The 19,501-nt window shown below is 51.4% G+C and carries 16 protein-coding genes and 2 pseudogenes; 6 read left to right on the forward strand and 12 right to left on the reverse strand.

The window, feature by feature from the left end:
• Positions 1–77: 77 nt before the first annotated feature.
• Positions 78–1,205 (reverse strand): glycerophosphodiester phosphodiesterase, encoded by a 1,128-nt coding sequence (locus FBY12_RS27320; RefSeq protein ID WP_145257536.1) that lies wholly within the window; start codon positions 1,203–1,205, stop codon positions 78–80.
• A 235-nt stretch (positions 1,206–1,440) separates the two neighbouring features.
• On the opposite strand from FBY12_RS27320, the gene FBY12_RS27325 reads away from it, so the two are divergent.
• Complete coding sequence (locus FBY12_RS27325) at positions 1,441–1,767, forward strand: DUF2025 family protein (RefSeq protein ID WP_145257539.1); 327 nt, start codon at positions 1,441–1,443, stop codon at positions 1,765–1,767.
• Between the two features lie 186 nt (positions 1,768–1,953).
• Here FBY12_RS27325 and FBY12_RS27330 read toward each other — a convergent pair whose 3' ends face one another.
• The 5 genes and pseudogenes from FBY12_RS27330 to FBY12_RS27345 all read right to left on the reverse strand — a co-directional run bounded on the left by FBY12_RS27330 (position 1,954) and on the right by FBY12_RS27345 (position 6,072).
• Positions 1,954–2,496, reverse strand: coding sequence for a DUF1003 domain-containing protein (locus tag FBY12_RS27330; RefSeq protein WP_101206580.1), 543 nt, complete (start codon positions 2,494–2,496; stop codon positions 1,954–1,956).
• 220 nt (positions 2,497–2,716) lie between these two features.
• Positions 2,717–3,277, reverse strand: coding sequence for a methyl-accepting chemotaxis protein (locus tag FBY12_RS28280; protein ID WP_371927585.1), 561 nt, complete (start codon positions 3,275–3,277; stop codon positions 2,717–2,719).
• Positions 3,266–4,036 (reverse strand): annotated as a pseudogene (locus FBY12_RS28285) (PAS domain-containing protein); the annotation flags it as partial. The gene FBY12_RS28280 and the pseudogene FBY12_RS28285, both read right to left, overlap by 12 nt.
• Positions 4,037–4,228: 192 nt before the next feature.
• Positions 4,229–5,305 carry a diguanylate cyclase gene (locus tag FBY12_RS27340; RefSeq protein ID WP_145257545.1) on the reverse strand — a complete coding sequence of 359 codons (1,077 nt, stop codon included), beginning with the start codon at positions 5,303–5,305 and terminating at the stop codon, positions 4,229–4,231.
• 158 nt (positions 5,306–5,463) lie between these two features.
• Entirely contained in the window at positions 5,464–6,072 is a 609-nt protein-coding gene (locus tag FBY12_RS27345; RefSeq protein WP_145257549.1) for a TetR/AcrR family transcriptional regulator, read from the reverse strand.
• A 214-nt stretch (positions 6,073–6,286) separates the two neighbouring features.
• On the opposite strand from FBY12_RS27345, the gene FBY12_RS27350 reads away from it, so the two are divergent.
• Positions 6,287–7,336, forward strand: coding sequence for an MBL fold metallo-hydrolase (locus FBY12_RS27350; protein WP_145257553.1), 1,050 nt, complete (start codon positions 6,287–6,289; stop codon positions 7,334–7,336).
• A 56-nt stretch (positions 7,337–7,392) separates the two neighbouring features.
• Here FBY12_RS27350 and FBY12_RS27355 read toward each other — a convergent pair whose 3' ends face one another.
• Positions 7,393–7,710, reverse strand: coding sequence for a helix-turn-helix transcriptional regulator (locus FBY12_RS27355; protein ID WP_121731194.1), 318 nt, complete (start codon positions 7,708–7,710; stop codon positions 7,393–7,395).
• A gap of 283 nt (positions 7,711–7,993) precedes the next feature.
• Between FBY12_RS27355 and FBY12_RS27360 the strand changes: the two genes are divergently transcribed.
• On the forward strand, positions 7,994–9,172 hold the full coding sequence (locus tag FBY12_RS27360; RefSeq protein ID WP_145257556.1) for a hypothetical protein: 1,179 nt from the start codon (positions 7,994–7,996) through the stop codon (positions 9,170–9,172).
• Positions 9,173–9,180: 8 nt separating this feature from the next.
• Here FBY12_RS27360 and FBY12_RS27365 read toward each other — a convergent pair whose 3' ends face one another.
• The 5 genes and pseudogenes from FBY12_RS27365 to FBY12_RS27385 form a co-directional block, all read right to left on the reverse strand.
• Complete coding sequence (locus tag FBY12_RS27365) at positions 9,181–10,170, reverse strand: hypothetical protein (protein WP_145257558.1); 990 nt, start codon at positions 10,168–10,170, stop codon at positions 9,181–9,183.
• 123 nt (positions 10,171–10,293) lie between these two features.
• A complete protein-coding gene (locus FBY12_RS27370; RefSeq protein ID WP_145257561.1) occupies positions 10,294–11,142 on the reverse strand; it encodes a DUF2971 domain-containing protein in 849 nt (282 codons plus the stop codon).
• A gap of 223 nt (positions 11,143–11,365) precedes the next feature.
• Positions 11,366–11,578, reverse strand: a complete 213-nt coding sequence (locus tag FBY12_RS28055; RefSeq protein ID WP_306092833.1) for a very short patch repair endonuclease — start codon at positions 11,576–11,578, stop codon at positions 11,366–11,368.
• A 119-nt stretch (positions 11,579–11,697) separates the two neighbouring features.
• Positions 11,698–12,411 carry an HNH endonuclease gene (locus FBY12_RS27380; RefSeq protein WP_145257564.1) on the reverse strand — a complete coding sequence of 238 codons (714 nt, stop codon included), beginning with the start codon at positions 12,409–12,411 and terminating at the stop codon, positions 11,698–11,700.
• Between the two features lie 120 nt (positions 12,412–12,531).
• A pseudogene (locus tag FBY12_RS27385) lies at positions 12,532–13,064 on the reverse strand (Bro-N domain-containing protein).
• A 504-nt stretch (positions 13,065–13,568) separates the two neighbouring features.
• Here FBY12_RS27385 and FBY12_RS27390 point away from each other — a divergent pair.
• The 3 genes from FBY12_RS27390 to FBY12_RS27400 all read left to right on the forward strand — a co-directional run bounded on the left by FBY12_RS27390 (position 13,569) and on the right by FBY12_RS27400 (position 19,476).
• The gene (locus FBY12_RS27390; RefSeq protein WP_145257567.1) at positions 13,569–14,621 is read left to right on the forward strand and encodes a DNA cytosine methyltransferase; all 1,053 of its coding nucleotides are present in this window, start codon (positions 13,569–13,571) and stop codon (positions 14,619–14,621) included.
• Between the two features lie 153 nt (positions 14,622–14,774).
• Positions 14,775–17,717 (forward strand): ATP-binding protein, encoded by a 2,943-nt coding sequence (locus FBY12_RS27395; RefSeq protein ID WP_256663366.1) that lies wholly within the window; start codon positions 14,775–14,777, stop codon positions 17,715–17,717.
• A 1-nt stretch (position 17,718) separates the two neighbouring features.
• Positions 17,719–19,476 carry a response regulator receiver domain gene (locus FBY12_RS27400; protein ID WP_145257573.1) on the forward strand — a complete coding sequence of 586 codons (1,758 nt, stop codon included), beginning with the start codon at positions 17,719–17,721 and terminating at the stop codon, positions 19,474–19,476.
• Positions 19,477–19,501: the final 25 nt, after the last annotated feature.

A 19,501-nucleotide genomic window follows, 5' to 3' on the forward strand; every position in this document is an offset into this window, starting at 1 on the left:
TTTCCTTGGGGTGATTTGTTTAAGTGAGTTCAGGTTAAACGGCGCAACTTAATTCACCCTTAATTACTGACACTTGCTCAGTAACCATTGTTCTGCAGCAGTTGCGCAACCGTGCCAGCGGCCGGGCGCTTGTAGAACTTCAGCAACTCGCTGGCGCGATTAGTGAAAATCCCGTCGACGCCCGCATCCATGACTTTCTGATAATCCACGGCATCGTCGATCGTATAAACGTGTACCAACAAACCTTGGTCGTGGGTGTACTGGTTCATCCACGGTTTGACCAAATCGGAATAACTCTGATCACCGCCCTTGGTCAACGCCGCCGAAGGCCCGGTGCCGATGGCGCCTTGAGCCTTGGCGTACTCGACCCATTGCTGGAACTCGGCTTTGGATTTCGGCTGTTGTTTGGCGTAGTAAGTGGCTTTGTCCTTGTCGCCGGACTGCGCAAAAGGCACTTTCGATTTCGGCTCGATACTGCCTTCACCGACCCACAACAATAGGATCTTCGGCACGTTGGGCATTTCTGCCTGAAGCAGTTCGAGGCTGCTCTTCTCGAATGTTTGCAGTACCACTTTGCCTTTGCCCTGACCGACCGCCAGTGCGCTCTTCGCCAGTTTCGAACCTGCCGGGCTCAGCCAGCCGCGATCCTGGAGTTTCTCCTTGAGGTCGCGCTCGATGCCGGGGAATTGCTTCGGCTCTTTGGTTTCGATGTACAAACCGGGTTTGTGCAGCGGGTTGCCCTGAGCGATGTCGATGATTTCATCGAGGGTCAGAATCTTCAAACCGACATAGGCCGGGCGCGCGCGGTCCGGGTAAGCAGCGTTGAACCAACTGCCGGCGTCGAGGGTTTTCAGTTCGGCGATGGTGAACTGGTTGGCCGGGGCGTCCTTGCGCTCGGGGAACTTGCTGGCGACGTCGGTGGTGCGCTGCAAGTTGTCGTCGTGCAGCGCAAACAGCACGCCGTCCTTGCTGCGCTGGACGTCCATTTCCAGATAATCGGCGCCCAGATCGCGCGCCAGTTTGTAAGCGGCGGCGGTGGATTCCGGCGCGTCGAACGAGGCGCCACGGTGCGCAATCACGGCCGGGTGCGGAATGCCCAAAGTGCTCGCCAGCGCAGCGGGTTCAGGGTGGCTGGCGGCCTGTGCCTGGCCGAGGCCGAGCAACACGCTCAGCAGCAGGGCGCTCTTGTTGAAGGTAACAGGCATGGTCGAGATCCTTTCGCAGAGGTTTTCAAAGACGTCCCTTTTAACAACTGAGCGCCGAGAGTGCTATCGCCAGACCGACATAAACGTGTTTAAAGCCATTTTTATCAACGCTTTTGTGCGCGCCTTTGCAGTACTCTTGGCCCCGGCGTTTCCCCGGCAGAGGGAAATCCGTTCCCCAGCCCTTGCGTGTAAACCATCGATCACCGGTCCCTTTACGACCTTTTGTGAGGTTTATATGCGCATCACTTCCCAGCTCATTTGCCAAGCCGCCGATCAACTCAAGGGCTTCGTCGGCCTCAATCGCAAGACCGGCCAGTACATCGTGCGTTTCAGCGAAGACTCCTTCGGCATGGACGTGGCGGATGACGGCATCATTCCTGCCAGCGAATTCGTCTGGGCGCCGGGACCGGGCGAGGCCATGACGCTCAAGCGTGAATTGATTCAGTTGTTGCTGGACCAGAACATCGATGACCGGATCAACCTGAGCGAGCCATTGCGGGTGTATATGCATCGGCGGGAAGTGCCGGAGATTTCGGCGGTGCGCAGTCTGGTTGGCGGTTGATGGATTTGTGCTGACTGGCCGGGCCTCTTCGCGGGCAAGCCTTGCTCCTACAGAAGATCGCATTCCCCCCTGTAGGAGCGAGGCTTGCCCGCGAAGGCAGCCTCAGATTCCGCACATTTTTACTGTTTAAGCGCATGCCCCCGCCCCAATACCTCGCAGCGCTGACCTGGTGATGAGCTTGAGGGCTCATGTCTTCGGCGAATCCTTGCGTACAAAGTGCTGATGCATCTCCGAGGTCAGGGTTTCGATGCGCTCGGTGAGGCTTTTGGTCATCTCGGTCAGGCGGGTGTTCTGTTCGAGCAATTCCAGCAACTGCGCGGTGTTTTGCGCGGCTTGCGCCTGACGCTCACTGTTGGCCACCGCCAGCGCTTCGCGGTGTTGCGCGTCGGCATCCGACTGGGCTTTGTCGCGTGCCGCCTGACGCGTCTGCGCCAGCAGAATCAGCGGCGCGGCGTATGCCGATTGCAGGCTGAACGCCAGGTTGAGCAGGATGAACGGGTACAGATCGAAGGTCGCGACGCCGAACAGGTTCAGGCACACCCACAACACCACGATCAGGGTTTGCGCGCCGAGAAACATCGGCGTGCCGAAAAACCGCGCAAACGCTTCGGCGCGCAGGGCAAATTTATCGTTACCAAAGGTTGGCGCAAGGTGCGCGTGCGGGCGGTGGAAACGCAGATGATCGACGGGTGCGGCGGTGTGTTTAGCGTCGGATTTGGTGGAATTCATGGTGCGCTCGGCAGGGTTCGGGACGTGGGTGACTATAGTCCTGCACGGCACAGTCCTGCACGGCATAGCCCTGCTCGGCGGCGGCTTGGCTGAATTGATGTTGAATGAAAGTCAGCCTTCGCGGGCAAGCCTCGCTCCTACAGAGGAATGCGATCCCCGTAGGAGCGAGGCTTGCCCGCGAAGGCCGCAACCCGGTCCCAATCCTCGTGATTACAGAACCTCAGACCCCGGTTCGCTCATTCGCAAACATGCTCACCGCTTGCACTGCATGACTCGCGCCATCACGAATCTGCAAAATCACCGTCCCGGCCTGATTGGCCAATTCAACCCCTTGCGCCGCCCGGTCCCGCGTGCCGTCCATACTTTTGATCGCTTGCCGGGTCTCGTTCAGGATCAAGCCGATCATGCTCGAAATCTCCGCCGTCGAACCGCTGGTCCGCGCCGCCAGCAGCCGCACTTCATCCGCCACCACGGCAAAGCCGCGACCCTGCTCGCCGGCCCGCGCCGCTTCGATCGCGGCGTTGAGCGCGAGCAAATTGGTCTGATCGGCAATCGCGCGGATGGTATTGACGATGGTGGTGATCTGCTCGGAACGCTCGCCGAGCTGCGCAATCAAGGTCGAAGACTCGTCAATGTTTGCAGCAATTTCACGCATCTCGCTGGCCGCTTGCTGAATCACTTGCGTGCCTTGCTCGGCGACTTTTCGCGTCTCCACCGAGATGTGATAAGCCTCGGAAGCGCTGCGCGAATCTTCGGCATGCTGTTCCACCCGCGCGGTCACGTCCGAGGCGAACTTGACCACTTTGCACAAGCGGCCGCTGGCGTCGTACACCGGGTTGTAGTTGGCTTCGAGCCACACCGTTTGCCCGCGTTTATCGACGCGCTCGAACTGCCCGTTGAACAACTCGCCCTGATTCAGTCGGCGCCAGAAGTCCTGATACGCGCCACTGTTGACCAGCGCCGCGGTGCAGAAAATTCGATGATGTTTGCCTTTAAGTTCGGCGAGGCTGTAACCCATGCGCGTCAGGAAATTCTGGTTGGCGGTGATGACGTTGCCGCTGAGGTCGAACTCGATCACCGCCATCGCGCGGTCAATCGCCTGCAACTTGGCGTTGGATTCGCTTTCCTGCTGCACTTTCGCCGTGACATCCAGCGCGTACTTCACCACTTTCACCACGCGCCCCGACGCATCCTTGATCGGGTTGTAACTCGCCTCCAGCCAGATCGGCTCACCTTTGCTGTTGACCCGCTCGAAAGTCCCCGACTCGAAATGACCGTTATTCAATCGCGACCACAACTCGCTGTACTGGCTGCTGCGGGCAAACTCCGGCGGACAGAATTTGCGGTGCTGCTGACCAATCACCTGCTCGCGTTGATAACCCACGGTCATCAGGAAATTGTCGTTGGCGCGCAGGACCACGCCGTTCAAATCGAACTCGATTACCGCCATCGAGCGATCAATCGCGTCGAGGAGGCCGGCTTGGTTGGCGACAGTATGCTGGAGTGTTTCGAGTTCAGCTTTATGGCGATTGAAGAACATGGGCAGTGCTCAAGAAGGTTGGGAACAACGAAGAGTCAGTCCCTATTCCGGCGCCTGCAGGCCGAAAATCCTGGAGATTTTCGGCGATGTCTGCTCAATGTCAGCGGGTCCGTGGCTGACAGAGCAATACTTATACAAAACTTCGTAAACTTGTACAAGTGAGCGATTTATTAATATCCTTGTATAAGTTTTTCAGGCGGAGATTGGCGTGGTCGCAGCATCGATCGCAAGGCTGTCAGCGATGCTGATTTTGTTGCGCCCGGTGTTTTTCGCGGTGTACAGCGCTTTATCGGCAGCGTTGAGCCATGCCGTCGCGTCGCTGAACGTGGGTTGGTAGGCGGCGAGGCCGATGCTAAGTTTTATCTGCAATTGCGGCACGTGCGGGTGGCGGTAATTGTTCAGCACCTCGCGCAAGCGCTCCATGATTTCCCCGGCCTGCTGCAGCGACATGTTCGGCAGGATCACGCAGAACTCGTCACCGCCATATCGCCCCGCCAGGTCGATGTCGCGCAGACTGCGTCGCAACTCGAAGCTCATTTGGCGCAGCACCGAATCGCCGATGATGTGGCCGTAGCTGTCGTTGATCGTTTTGAAATGGTCGATGTCGATCAGCGCGATTACCGAGGCAATCTGATTGTGTCGGCTCTGCTGAAACTTGACGTGCAACAGGTCTTTCCACGAGCCGTGATTGAGCAATCCGGTGAGGCTGTCGGTGCGGCTGAGGGCGCTCAATGCGCGTTTGTGTTCGGCGAGTTTGAACGCCAACCGATAACAGACAATTCCGACCGCCAACGGGTAAATCACCAAGGACGGCAGACAAGCCCAGACTTGGACCGGTGTCGCCGTGGAGGTAAACGCGATGCCGAACACCGACCAGGCAATCAACGCACCGAGTATTTGCGCCACCGCACCGTGGAGAAACAACCTCGGACCGCCGGCGGCGACGTTGTTCATTGTCATCATCGACAGAATGGTCACGGTCACAATCGGATTGAATTGCACGGCCGCCGCCCAGAAACCGCCGCACAGCGAATCGCCGATGATGTTGCGGCGTTCAGCGCGGTAGGGGTAGGGCGAGCGAGTGGCCATTTGGTAGGCGACATGTGGCCAGACGAAGCCGTTGACCAACATCAGAATCCACACCCAGCCGGGCATATTCAGCGGATACAGCGCAGCGGTCACACAAATGCAGCCGATGCCCAGGCCGACGGTTCTGGGCATGTAGATGCGTCGAGCAAATGACAGACCCTTGCCGCGTTGATTTTCCATAATTCCCTGCGCCAGATTCATTCTGAAACACATTGCGGTGTTTTATTCAGACTTACCGTTCATCGGTTAAGCGGCGGACATTGTCATTTATTCCAACGGGAATAATCAGTGTCCTTGGAAGCCATTTAACGATAGCGCAGACGCAGCAGGGCGGGGATCTAGAGCTGATAACAGGCGAGAAACATGTCCATCGCCGACTCGACGACGGTGCTTTGCACGTCTGGCGACAGGCCATTCTGGCCCATCGACACCTGCGGCCAGAACGCAAAAGATTTGAGCAAGCCTTGCACCTGCTGGGCGGCGAACTCCGGCGCCACCGCTTTCAAGCGGCCATCGGCCTGGGCAGCACGAATCCACACCGTCAGGCCTTCTTCGCGTTCGCCCATGCGCGTGATCATGTTCTGCGCGCGTTCGGGGGAATGGATGGTCGCGGCTATCGCCACGCGCGCCAGATCGAGGAAGTTGTCGTCGCCCATCATCTGCACTTTCGCCATCAGGATCTGGCGCAATTGATCGCGCAGCGGCTGGTCCGGGCTGTAGGGCGTTTCCTGTTCGGCGGTCACCCGCGCCCACAACTGACTGAGGATTTCGGCGAACAACTCTTCCTTGCTGGGGAAGTGGTTGTACACCGTGCGCTTCGACACGTCGGCGGTGGCGGCGATCCTGTCCATGCTGGTGATGTCGAAACCATGAGCGCGGAATTCGGCAATCGCAGCCTGGATAATCGCTTCGCGTTTACGGTCGGTGAGGCGCAGTGGAGCTGTCATAAATTGGCTTCGGCACAAGGAAGTGGAGAATTACACTCGGCAGTTTACTTGTCGACGGCATTGATGCAACCTAGAAACTACACTGTGCAGTGTAATGTTTCCTTAATCCTGCACCGTGACAAATAGCGTCTGCGGCTGATGCGTGCGTGCCTTGGTCATCTTTATCGCCACAAGCGAAACCGTCCTTCAAGCGGTTTTCTGGAGTCATTCAGCAATGGTTACTTCAACTTCCTCTGCGGACAAAACGCCTACGCCTGAAGCGTCCCGTCAGGTCGAAGGGCATTTCCGCAACCACTCGCCGGTGCAGCGCGAGGGCTTGCGCAAGATGCTGCGGATCATGTGGAACATGATCTTCCACAAACCGCGCAACACCCGACCGAGCGCAGCAGTGCCGGTACAAACACTGACCCGCGCCGCGTTGCTCGCCGCGCCCAATCACAGCGTCTACCGCCTCGGCCACTCGACCGTGTTACTGAAATTGCGCGACAAATTCTGGATCACCGACCCGGTGTTCGCCGAGCGCGCCTCGCCAGTGCAATGGGCCGGCCCCAAACGTTTCCACCAACCGCCAATCAGCCTTGAAGAATTGCCGCCGATCGAAGCGGTGATTCTCTCCCACGATCACTACGACCATCTCGACCACCACGCGGTGCTCAAACTGGCCGATAAAACCAACTATTTCCTGACCCCACTGGGCGTCGGCGACACCCTGATCAAATGGGGCATCGACGCCGTCAAAGTCCGCCAACTCGACTGGTGGCAGGGCACGGAAGTCGATGGCATCAAATTCATCGCCACGCCGTCGCAGCACTTTTCCGGGCGCGGCTTGTTCGATGGCAACAGCACGCTGTGGGCGTCGTGGGTGATGATCGATGCCGATACGCGGATCTTCTTCAGCGGCGACACCGGTTATTTCGACGGCTTCAAACGCATCGGCGAACAGTACGGCCCGTTCGACCTGACACTCATGGAAACCGGTGCTTACAACGTCGAGTGGCCACACGTGCACATGCAACCCGAACAAACCCTGCAAGCACACATAGACCTGAGAGGCCGCTGGTTGCTGCCGATTCACAACGGCACCTTCGACCTGTCGATGCACGCCTGGTACGAACCGTTCGACCGCATCCTGGCGCTGGCCTGGGAACGCAGCGTGTCGATTACCACGCCGCAGATGGGCGAGGCGTTCAACGTCAAATATCCGCAGCGTGGTCAGCCGTGGTGGCTGGATCTGGAGAACGTGGAAAACCAGGTAACCGCCTGATCATCCGAGCGAGGGACGCCGGGCCGCTGATTTGAACAGCGGCCCCAGGGGATCACTCACTCGACCATCGCATAATCGGCGCGCGCCATCGGATTGGGTGTCGAGCCTCTGACGTTCATCCCCCGACCCGGCGCAAATCCAGGGAAAAACACCAGACCTTCCGATTCAAACCGATACGCCAGCGTCAGGCGCGTGACATCCAACACATCGCGGTTGGCCTCGAAACGCTCGATGGCCTGCACCGAAACCCCGGATTCCCGGGACAGCTCGTCAACGCTCCAACCCAACATCGCTCGGGCCTGAGCGCTGTGGGCCGGGGTAAATTGGAAAAGGGCGATACGTTCCAAAGTGATTTTCATCGCAGAAGAGGCCATGGTGTGCTCCGGGCTCGAGAGTGCTGATTCAAAATGTACTGTGTTTTTGTACAGTTGTTTTGAATCCGGATCAAATGCATTTTTTGATATTGGCCATTTCGCTGTGTCTCTCCTGACGGACGGTAGGCGCCACGATCGGAGTTGGATTCGCCACTCGCGCAAGGTTGAAAGTGCCACATTGGCCCTCGATTCCATGGACTAACCCCGCCATAATCCGCATCGCTCAAAGAGCGCCGCCGATGCTTCGGCCGGAGTTGCTCCTACTCATATCAGGGATAGATCGATGCTCAAGGGATTGTTGCGCGGGGCGCCAATTGCCACGTCGTTAGTCATGTTGGCAGTCATGTTGTGTTCCAGCGCCCACGCCGGCGAAGGACGACGCATCTTTACCGGTACGCTGGGCAAGATGCCGATCGTCATGGAAGTGCAAACGGCCGCGCCAACCAACATCAGCGGTCGCTACTTCTATCAGAAATACCGCAAAGACATCGCCCTGAGCGGCATAATGCAGGGCGCGACGCTGGTGCTGAATGAAGGCGAACAGCCTTACGGTGATGAAAAGCCGCTACCGCAAATTCATCTGAATATCGAAACTGGTAAGGCGTGGGGCGAGTGGAGTAACGACCAAGGCAAAATGCTGAAGATAGAACTGACTGAAGCTGAACTTCCAGCGATATCGGCAGGCACGCTGCCCTATCTCGCCAAGCTTTACGACGCCGAGCCCTACGAATATCTGCGTCTGCAAGACATGAATCTCAAACAGGGAAAAACCCAAACCTTCCAAGGTTATTCGCTGCAATGGTGGAGCGAGCCGCAAACTAAAACCGCTTTCTTCGAGATCGTTTCGGGCTACACCCCCGAAGTGCGGGATCGCATCAACAAGTTGCTGTTGGGACGATTGTGGCAAGAAGTCGTCGAGTATTACGGATGCTTCTCGGCGGGTGGCGGCGCTTACTATTTGCAAACGGTAAAACCGCTGTTGATCACGCCCAACGTCATCAGCATCAGCGTGGGCACCGAGGCTTATTGCGGCGGCGCGCACCCGGATTACAGCGATGCCTATATCAACATCGATGCGCAAAACGGCAAACCTGTAACGCTCGAAGATGTGCTGTGGGTGGGGCAGGGCAAGCCGCTGCATTACGAAGAGCGCAACAGCGAACAATCCGCCGAAATCTCCGCCGCGTATTCGGAATACCGCAACAACGAATTCGCCCCTTGGCTGGTTGCGCAATTACGGCAGCTCTACCCCGAAGAAATGCAGCCAGTCCCCGACGACAACTGCACTTACGGCGAACAAGACCATTGGGATTACCCGACCTGGTACTTCGCTGAAAACGGCATCAAGTTCGGGCCATCTTTCTCCCACGCGGACGCGCCATGTGCATTTGTCGACTGGAGCGTTTTGCCGTATTCGGTAATCAAGCAGAATCCCGGTGGAGTGGCGGTGCAGTTGCCCTGAGGCAAACGCTATTTATCCGCCAACCCCGGCGCTTCCCGCACGATAAAGTGATCCAGACTCTCAATATTCGCGCTGAACACCCCGAACGTCTGTTCGGGGTTTTTCTTGCTCGGGACTTGCTTCAACTCCGGCGTCACGCCGTAGAAGAAACAGAACAACTCCTTTCCGCTCTCGATGGCGTGCTTGATCTCTTCGAGGAACGCCTTGCGCTTGCGGTAGTTGTCGATCAGCTTCTTGCTCAAGTAAACGTTCACTGAGTAAGGCTTCTTCTTCGCCTCGTCCGTTTGCTTGAACCAGACTTTTTGTTCGAAATCGATGCGAAAGCTCTGGGTGTAATCCTTGATCTCCTTGATCTTGCCCCAGTAAATCAGCCCCTTGTTGTCGGTCAGGTATTCAATCTTCTTGAAGAAAGAACCATAAGGCGCGGTGTGCTCGCCGATCTTCAGCGGCATGCGCTTGAGCAATTCCTTGTCCTCGAAGTTCGACACGAAACACTCGACCGGGTGGGCGAAGACACTGGTCTTGTCGGGTGCGGTCTCCCGACTCGGATGCTCGACGCTAGTGTTCGCGGGCGATGGTTTAGGATCATCGCGCACCACATCCGCGGCCACTGCCGGGCTCGACGGCTTGCGCACGTATTCGCGTCGAGTCAGTAACAATTCCGACGGGAAATGCTCCTCGCGGCTGTCATCCGTTTCCGCGCCTTCGGCCTCAACGCCCGACGCCGGCGTCTTCAGACTCACATAAGGACAATCCGCGACATGCCGCGTGCTCGGCGTGTTCTTGAAGTGCGGGGTGCGAACGTAATTCACATTCTTGGCGTTGAACGTGGTCAGCACATTCGCCGCATCAAACGCCGCCCGGCAGGCGTCATTGGGACACTGGAAGTGTTCCTTGGCGGAATCGAACTCCATGGTCTCGTCGAAATTGAGATCGCGCACGTCATAGATCGACAGCTTGTCGTCGAGACTGAGGCAGTAGGCGAGGTCGAATTTCATGGCGGGCTCGGGTCCTTGAGTGGGGGAGGGTATTAATAGCGATTAGGGAGTTAAAAAGCACCCATATTTTTACCGATTGGTGTGGGGCTCTATGCAAATTAGCAACATGCTGGATGGAGGTTGTCAATCTATGCGAATAATTTTTAGCGCAAAGGTGTTTTTGTCCTTTTGAGCCTTATAGAACTCAATGTTTGTTTTTTTGTTTTTACATGTGCTTATGATGGCTTCTATGTCATGCGGGCTAGTTCGCAGACCAAAAGTTATTGTTTTTAGGCATGTGGGATTAAATGGTCTGAGGCCAAATCCTTTTTGGTCAATTAGTCTAAATTCTTGTTCGTATGACCATTTTTCATATTTGTCGGTAATTACTGCAATTCCACCACGCTGGTCATCTAAAAATTTTGTTTCTTTTCCTAGTTCAAGATATTTTTTCTTCCAAAGTGCGTCTGGTAAGAAAATATATTCACCATACATTTTTTTATAAAATTCGAGAATTAACTCTGGGTCACTTAGATCTGTGTACTGGTCAGTGTAATTTATAGGCAGTGGTTTGGTCTCGGGAATCGTATTTTTATGAAGATTGTCAAAGCCTATACAGAAACCTTTGTGGTTATCTGCGTAATGACTCCACATCAGTATTTCATTATTGACTTTGCTGAGGCTGTACACCCCTGTAGTTTCCAGTGTTTGTTTTATTTCATCGTGTTTTTTGTCTAGAGATGAGCTTTTTTTCTCGATTATTATTTGGCAGACATTTTTAAGATGTTTGTGATTTTCAATAGATATGGCTTTTTGTGCTAAAAGTTTGTCTACCCCCGTTGATACTTCTGTGTACATTCTTTTTAGATCTGGAAATGGTGTGGAAAACTCAAATGGATCGTTGAAGTCAGTGTATTTCGAAAAGTAGACTGTGTTGTTTGTGAGTGTCTCTAGCGAATACTTATTAATAGCTCTGTATTTGTATCCAAGCATGCGGTGCTCAATATTTGTTTGGTTTTATGTTGGTTGTATTTGGTATTTTTCTTTTACTTGGTTGGTGTCTTTTGTTTCGCATTCCCAGATTACGATAACTCGCCAACCTAATAATTTTAATTTGCTTGTGTTTTGGTGGTCCCTACTAATGTTCGTGTTAAATTTTTCTAGCCAGAAATTCACTCGGATTTTAGGCATGGAGGCATATTTACATCCGATATGCCTAATGCCAAAAACACCCGTGTACAAATATACATAAATTATGCTTTGGAAAAACTAGATCAGGTGTCCCAGGTAGATCTCTTCGGTGTAGCCGGAAGCGTAGTCCCATTTGATGACATAAAGACCTAACGATCATCTCGGGTTTTGTATTTTTCCCCTTCACCCGGGACATCATTCTGGAGCGCCGCTCCAGCGTTACAATGTCCGTACACATTCAAAATCCCCACCATTCCCCGTCGGAAACCCAGTATCGGTGTATCACCTTGAGGTTTCGGAGAGGATGCAAACATCACGAGGACTAGGTCAAGAGGAGCTCGCAGAGATGCTCCGGTATTACTCAGGAATCAGCCGCCCGATTTTTGCATAAAGCGATAGGGTGTAAGCGTCTTTGTCGTTTGAATGGTGACAACGTTGATGACAATTCGGGCACAGCGCCACAGCATTGGTGACGCGATCTGATCCCTTCAGGGCTAGATGCTTAACATGGTGAACTTCAAGATAAGGCAGACCGTGTTTCTGAAACGGAGCCACTCCACCACAGCCTTCACAGATACCGTTGGCTTCATTTCTTACCCAAGCCCTTACCTCTGGATCACGCACATAAGCTGTGCGAGGACTTGACGCTCGCTTCGGTTTCAAAATGCCTTCCGGAGCTGTCTTGATTTTTTGTTTCTGGAGCGCTGCAGCTCGCCGTTCGAGCGTTTCCTCATCGGCTGTCGGGGTGGATTCGTCAACAGCGAGGATCCCTCGATCCGCCAGCACAGCGCGGATCGAGTTTTCGACATTCGACCCCATATGAGGGGCTGGTTTGTAACCGGCTATGCGCTGCTTCCCCATCCGCAACAATACGGTTGAAATATTAAGCATTCGAAACTCAATGGAGCCTTCGGTGCGTTCAGAAAGCATTCCCGCCCGAAGAAGGCGGTTTTCCTTAGCCTTATTGAGCTTCTGGCCGTTCTGTTCCAGCTCTAGCATCTTAAGGTAGGCATCAACCGCAGTTTCGAGCTCGGATTCGCTCCAATCGGTGTATTTTGCTTCGATGTCCATAAGATCGCCGAGGGTTGAAAACCCTCGGACGATACTGAGAGGCCATTACCGCTGTCTACGAAAAATCCTACAGGGGCAGCCGATAAATCGCTCAATCGATCCTACAAAGGCGTCACTGAACTAATTCACCGATTGCTTCGACGACTGAACCACCTCTACAACCTTCCGCCACCAAGGCTTAACCATCGGCACCCGCCGTCGCGTGCGATTGAGCAACAAATAAGGCATGTCCCGCAGCCGAATCCAGCCTTCATCCTGCCAATGCAGCAGAGTCAAAGACATCTCTGGCCAATCCAACAAACTCGTCATCGGTCGATCAGAATTCTTCGACTGTCTCGCATCGCGCAAGGACGGCACCACCTGATGTGTCAACCATTCGCGCAACAAACGGTTCCCCGGCGCGTAGTGATACACCAACAACGCATAGACGCCAGACTCGCTGAGCATCATCCGTTTTTCCAGTTGGCCGTGATAGTTGATCAGCAGCATGTGTCGCTGATCTTCATCCAGTTTGCTAACAACGCGATCGCTCAGGTGAAAACCCATCAAGCGGCCCAAATCTCGGGCGCAGAACCATGGCTGGTTTTCCAAAGGAGTGCGTGAAGGCCTAGATTTTGGCGGATGAAGACTGTGGGAGTGTATGGATCAGACATTGCGAACCTCCTGACGTGGGAGGCAGGGCAGGCGACTTGGGAGCGACAAATTGCCTTCCTGGGGAAGGTCAGACATTGGGGCATATCCATTTACCTCTGGCTGCTTTCTTAGGGCATTCGTTATGGGTGTCGGGAGCTAAGAAACCCACCAGAGACGGGCCGGACATATTCCCCTTCCGGGTCTTGTATTCGCCCACACCCGACATAACGGGCATTTTCGTAGGCGTAGGGGATCCGAAGACGAAAAAAAGCCGCATGACTGTCAGGTGCGGAGGACCGCTCTGGTTGTGAGTTTCTTAGGCTCGTGAGAAGAGTAGGGTCAGGATGCGTTGTGGTTAAGGCTGGTCATACGAAGGATCAATCACGGGAGGTGGACATTTTCTGTAGAACACTTTGTAGTTCGAACCTTGTATTCTACTCAGGCATAGTTGCCAGGCCGGTTTTCGAGCCTATTATTACGGTATTTTTGGCGCTAGATGCGCATTCATTCGTCAGGAAACACATATGGTTAATGGGGCTCGCAAGCCAATCGCCCTCGATTTGTTCAGTGGTTCGGGTGCCGTCACGCTGGGGCTGAAACAGGCGGGATTCAGCGTGGTGGGTGCTGTTGATTTGAACCCAGGGGCGTGTAAGACCTATCGAGCAAATCATCCTGAGGTCCGACTCCTCGAAAAGGACATCCGTACTACATCTCCAGACGAATTTTCGGACATCATTCCCGAAAAATTAGATTTGCTGGTTATATGTGCCCCTTGTCAGCCATTCAGCAGCCAAAATCGCCATCGCAGTAACGACGATGTACGAAATGATTTGGTTAGCTCTTCCATTCCATTCATTGAAAGATTTAATCCCACAATAATTTTTCTAGAGAATGTCCCAGGATTGCAATCTAGCGATGTTTTTGGAGGGTTTATCCATTGGTTAGAGACTGAAGCTGGTTACACAGTTTCAAAAGCCATGCGTATTGATGCCGCTGATTTAGGTGTACCTCAAAGGCGCACAAGAATGGTGTTAATTGCGGTTAAAGGTGTCCCGTTAGAAATAGCGGTAGATATAGCTAGAAAAAATAAAGAGACAGTATGGAAAGCTATTTCTGATTTACCAGAACCTCCATTGGGTCGCCCATTAGATGGTCGAGATCAGCTGCATTTCGCGAGAAAGCACTCTCCACTAAATATCCAGCGCTTAGAAAATATACCCAAAAATGGCGGAAGTCGGCACTCTCTTCCTCCAGAGCTTCAACTTGCCTGTCACCGCGGCAAAAAGAAATCATCTTTTCCTGATACATATGGACGGATGTACTGGCATGAAGTTTCTCCAACTTTGACGACTGGTTGCACTGATATAACTCGTGGTCGTTTTGCCCACCCGGAGCAAAACAGGGCAATAACTCTGCGAGAAGCAGCGAGACTACAAACATTTCCCGATAATTATATTTTTAATGGGAATTCTGCTCAAGTTTCAACCCAGATTGGAAATGCTGTTCCACCTAAAATGATGGCCCAAATAGCAAAAAGCCTTTTGAAAGCTCTGAGCTTCGAATCAAAAGTAGATTGACTTAATGCTGGCGTGGGTGGTATGCCCTGTGGGTGATTGTGGCGACATGTTGATTCAGTGCTTAGGGGCAATTCTTACTAAATAAAATGAACAGTCCTTAAATACTTGGGAGTCTTAATGACACAGCTCAGGGTAAGAGCTAGAGCCGTCGATATGCTCGGCCGACAGCAGATCGCTGGTATTCCTACCGCGATTCATGAACTATTCAAAAATGCCCATGACGCATATGCAGAACGGGTTGAGGTTGATTTTTTTCGACGCACCCGTGTTCTCGTGCTTCGTGATGATGGCTATGGTATGACCCGGGAGGATCTAGAAAATCGTTGGTTGACACTAGGAACTGAATCCCGAGTAAATGCAAATCGTGTCAAACCTGGTGAAGAAGTAGAAGAATGGCGGGGTCCTAAAAAACCTGAAAAACGAGTAATAATGGGGGAAAAAGGAATAGGGCGGCTAGCGATCGCTGTTATTGCTCCTATTACATTATTAATGACAAGGGCTAGTCGTCCAGATGGTTTGCGCAATTTAGTAGTGACACTTGTGCACTGGGGGCTATTTGAGCAGCCGGGTATAGACATTAGTGCTATCGATATTCCGATAAAGGAATTCCCCGGCGGAACTCTTCCAACAAAAAAAGATATAGGCGATTTAATATATCAAGTCTCTGAGAATATTCAGAGCTTGAAGCATGATATTAATCCGGAAGCATATCAGAAGCTTTTATCAGAGTTACAACAAGCCGAGGTGATCGGTCCCGACAAGCTTGATGCAACCTTGAACCTCAATCGTGAAAACCCCTTAACATTGAGTGGCAATGGATATGGGACTCATTTTATTGTCCTTCCAGTTGCGCCAGAGTTGGATGACGATATAGATGGTGGGGCCGATAAAGAATCCTCAAAACTTGAGCGTAATCTTCTTGGTTTCTCTAATACTATGACGGGCGATTTGCCTATCATAAAAACGGAATTTCGCGATCACCATCTGGCGGAAATAGAAAGCCTGATCGGCCCTAGCAATTTTTTCACATCTGATGAGTTTGAGAAGGTCGATCAGTATTTTGAAGGTGAGTTTGATCTGGAAGGTCAGTTTAAAGGGACTGTATCTGTTTATGGGAAAAAGCACAGTTTCATTTGTAATTGGGTAGAGGGGAGAGGGCGTGCTCCTCGCTGCGGTCCATTCTCTATTCGTTACGGTTATGTTCAGGGTGACAAAAAAGAGACGTCGCTTGAGATGCCTGAATGGCAGCGAATGACCGCAAAGCTAGATAGGCTGGGTGGCTTATATGTGTATAGAAATGGCGTGCGGGTATTACCTTATGGCCATTCTGATTACGATTACTTAGATATAGAAAAGCGAAGAACTAAGTCGGCGCAGGACTGGTTCTTTTCATATCGACGAGGATTTGGTTATATCTCAATCTCTCACGAAGATAACGCTACTTTGACTGAAAAGGCTGGACGTGAAGGGTTTCGCGAGAATCAAGCATATCGTGATTTTAGATCGATATTAATTAATTTGTTTCAACAGTTGGCGTTGGAGTTTTTTCGGCCGACTGGCTCTCAGGGTGAATTATTCTGGGAAAATAAAGTTCGGCTCGCAGCTCAGTATAAAGTACTGGAAAAACAGTCAAAGAAAGCTGAAGGCAGAAGAAAAGACTTTCGTGCAGAGTTAACTATTTTTTTCAAAGCTTATGAAGAAAATTATTTTGAGCATGAGGTCTCGCGAATTCAAAATGAACTGAAATCCGAGGTAGATAGACTCTCCAGCGAAGAGAGTATCGGAGAGTTGGCCGCAAAGTTGAGGGTTGTTGAAGTCGATGTGAGAAAAAAATATAGGGCTTTATTTAACAAGGCCGTTGTTACGTGCCCTAGAGGGCTAGCTTTAGGTAAGGTGCTTGAGAGGGATTGGAGCGCTTATGAACGCATGTTTTTAGAGATAAAAGACACTGCGTTGGATCCTCTTCTTATAAATATTGATGAGCAGTTAACTAGTGCAACGGAGGGGCGTTTAGCTGATGCACAGAGGCGAGAAATCGCAATTCAAAATATTGAGCGTGAACGTGATAGCGCGATGAAAAGCCTAATGGGCTTGCGTCGCGAGGCATACAATGCGTCCGATGCCATGCAGCAGTCATTTAAAAGCGTGCTGCAAGAACAGTTTTCAGAGTTACGAGTAGGTGTAGAGTCTTTAGTAGTTGAATTTGTTAAAAAATCGGCGGAAAAGCCAGAGAATCTGGACACTTATCGCCGAGACGTTGAAGGAAAAATTATAGAGCTACGCCAACAAGAAATGGAGCTTTTTGATTCTTTTAGAAGGCAAATGGTCGAGTTGTCCGACGGTATAAATGATAGAGAAACCCTTGATGACCGTTTTGCTGCGTTGGAAAATAGAAATCAATTATTAGAAGAACAGTTAGATTTCTATTCTGACTTCGCCCAGATGGGAATGTCCGTTGGTATCCTTCAACATGAATTCGAACGTGCCGCTAAAGGGATACGAGTAGCTATGGCGAATCTGAAACCTTGGGCTGCTTCGAATCCGCCGTTGGCAGTGATATATTCAAGCTTGCGCGATCATATTGAACATCTAGATGGGTACTTGAAAGTATTGGATCCTTTAGGTCGGAGAATGCATCGTGCAACAGTGCAACTATCAGGTGACGAGATTCTAACTGTACTCCGGCGCGTTTTTAGTGAGTACCTGCTTGACGCAAATATTGATATCGTACCCACTCCAGAATTTCGTGATAAAACGGTTCAGTGTAAGTCATCTGCGTTGCTTGGTGCTTTTATAAATATTGTTGATAACGCAATCTACTGGGTGTCAACAGGTGCTGAATCTAGGCGAGAAATTTTTCTCGATGCTGACGAGCGCGGCTTTTTGATTTCTAATACTGGACCTGGAATTGAAGAGCGGATAAGGGATCTTATATTCGAATTTGGTGAGACAAAAAAACCAGGTGGTCGAGGTATGGGGTTGGCAATTAGTAGGGAAACGTTACGTCGTGAAGGTTTTGAGGTGGAGTTGATAAGTGCGGGCTTAGACTTTAGACCTGTATTCCGGATTAGGCCGATGGACGAACAAGGAGAGTAAAATGCAAGCTGAAGTTTTTGAAGGTACTGTAGAGGCCGTCGACACTAATCAAGCTTGGCTTGCACATCGTCTAGAAGCTGTTCGAAAGTTTTTAAAAAGTGCTGTGGTTATAGATAATGAGCCTCTCCTTCGGGAAACAGTGGAGGCCGCAGCTAACGAATATTCAGCTAAACCTCTAGATATTGCTGATGACGGTATGGGGGGGGTAAATCTTTCCGTTGCATTGAAAGTTCCAGCCGCAGTGCAGAAGTTGTCTGATGTTGTTGTGGATGCAAGTGATGATCATCCTTTAGATGTTAGGGCTGTATCTGATGCATTCGTTGATGCGGGTATCGCGTGTGCCTTTGTTCTACCTGATAACAAGGTTTCTGACGATGAAGCGAAAATTGGCCGCGCACTAGCTGCTGCTAAAATATCAGACATTGTGGTAATTGATTGGTACCTGAAACCGAAAAGCGCAAGCCTTACTCTGAAAGTGCTGGAGTTACTTGCAAAGTCAGACGTCGATGAGAGTGGAAGGATGCGTCTGATTTGTGTATATACCGGGCAGACGATAACGGATGATATTTTTTCTGATATGAAGAGGGCTCTGGCTGCTGGCGGCGTTTCTTTGACTGATATGAATAATAAGTTCTATGCGAAAAATGGGCACTGCTTAATCATGGCGCTCAATAAAGCTGAAGTTTCTTCTATGCAGTTACCAAACGCTTTGGTGGAGGCTTTTACATATCTGGCTGATGGATTAATTCCTGCTTTTTCGTTGGCGGCGGTGGGGGCGATTAGAAAAAATATTCATCATATGGTCACCCGTTTTGACAAAAATTTAGATTCATCTTATATCGCGAACCGGCTCATAACCAATCCGCCAGGTGATGTGGCGGAATTGATGCGGGAGTTGTTAGTTGCAGAGTGTGATAACGCCCTTGGTCTAGAGGCTGTGGCAGATGAGTTTCTCGATATCCCTGCTATAGAAAAGTGGTTGGCTTTCCATAAAGATAGTTTATGTGTGACTGAGTACGAAACGAAAAAAAACGGCGCGAATGTAAAGGTGAAGATTGATCTTGATACTTTGCTTGGTGTATTAAAGAATGGTGTCAACGATAAAGAAATGATTGTCGGAGAGCGAGATGTAAGGGATTTTCCAGAGTTTCGCAGAAACAAAATCACAGAGGCTCTGGCCGGCACTGTGGAAAAAGCGATGAGTGCTGAGAACGATTTTTCAAGATTAGTTGCATTTCGGCGTGAAGCGTTTGGAAGTACAAAGTTGAGTAGTAATGACGGATGGCTTCCATCGTTGACTACTGGCACCGTTTTAAAATTTGGCAGCGATAAGGAGGCGCGCTTTTTTATGTGCTTAACTCCTGCCTGCGATATGTTGCGACTGAAAGAACCAAGAAATTTTGTATTTCTCGAAGGAGTTTCTCAACCCAAGCCATATAATTTTGTAGTGAAGGATTTTGGTGGCGAAGCGATAAGCCTATTTTTTGATAAGAAAAGTCCAAATATTTGTACGTTTGTTTTTGCGCCGGATGACTCTACTCAAAGAGTTAGGGGTGTTAAGGCGGAGGATAAGCAATCTTTTAAATTCTTTACAGTTAAAGATTCTGGTGGGATGGAATTTCTGTGGCTAGGAGAGATTCGTTATGGTCGTGCCGCAAGTGAAATGTCTAGTTTGGCGAGTAATTGGATGAGGATAGGTATTCTTGATTCTGAGTATCTACGAATTTCTGCGAAAGGGCATTTTAAGTTTGGTGCTTGATTCTAAATTCGGCTCTGTTCATTCT

It is taken from the genome of Pseudomonas sp. SJZ131 (assembly GCF_007828705.1).
GTDB lineage: Bacteria > Pseudomonadota > Gammaproteobacteria > Pseudomonadales > Pseudomonadaceae > Aquipseudomonas > Aquipseudomonas prosekii.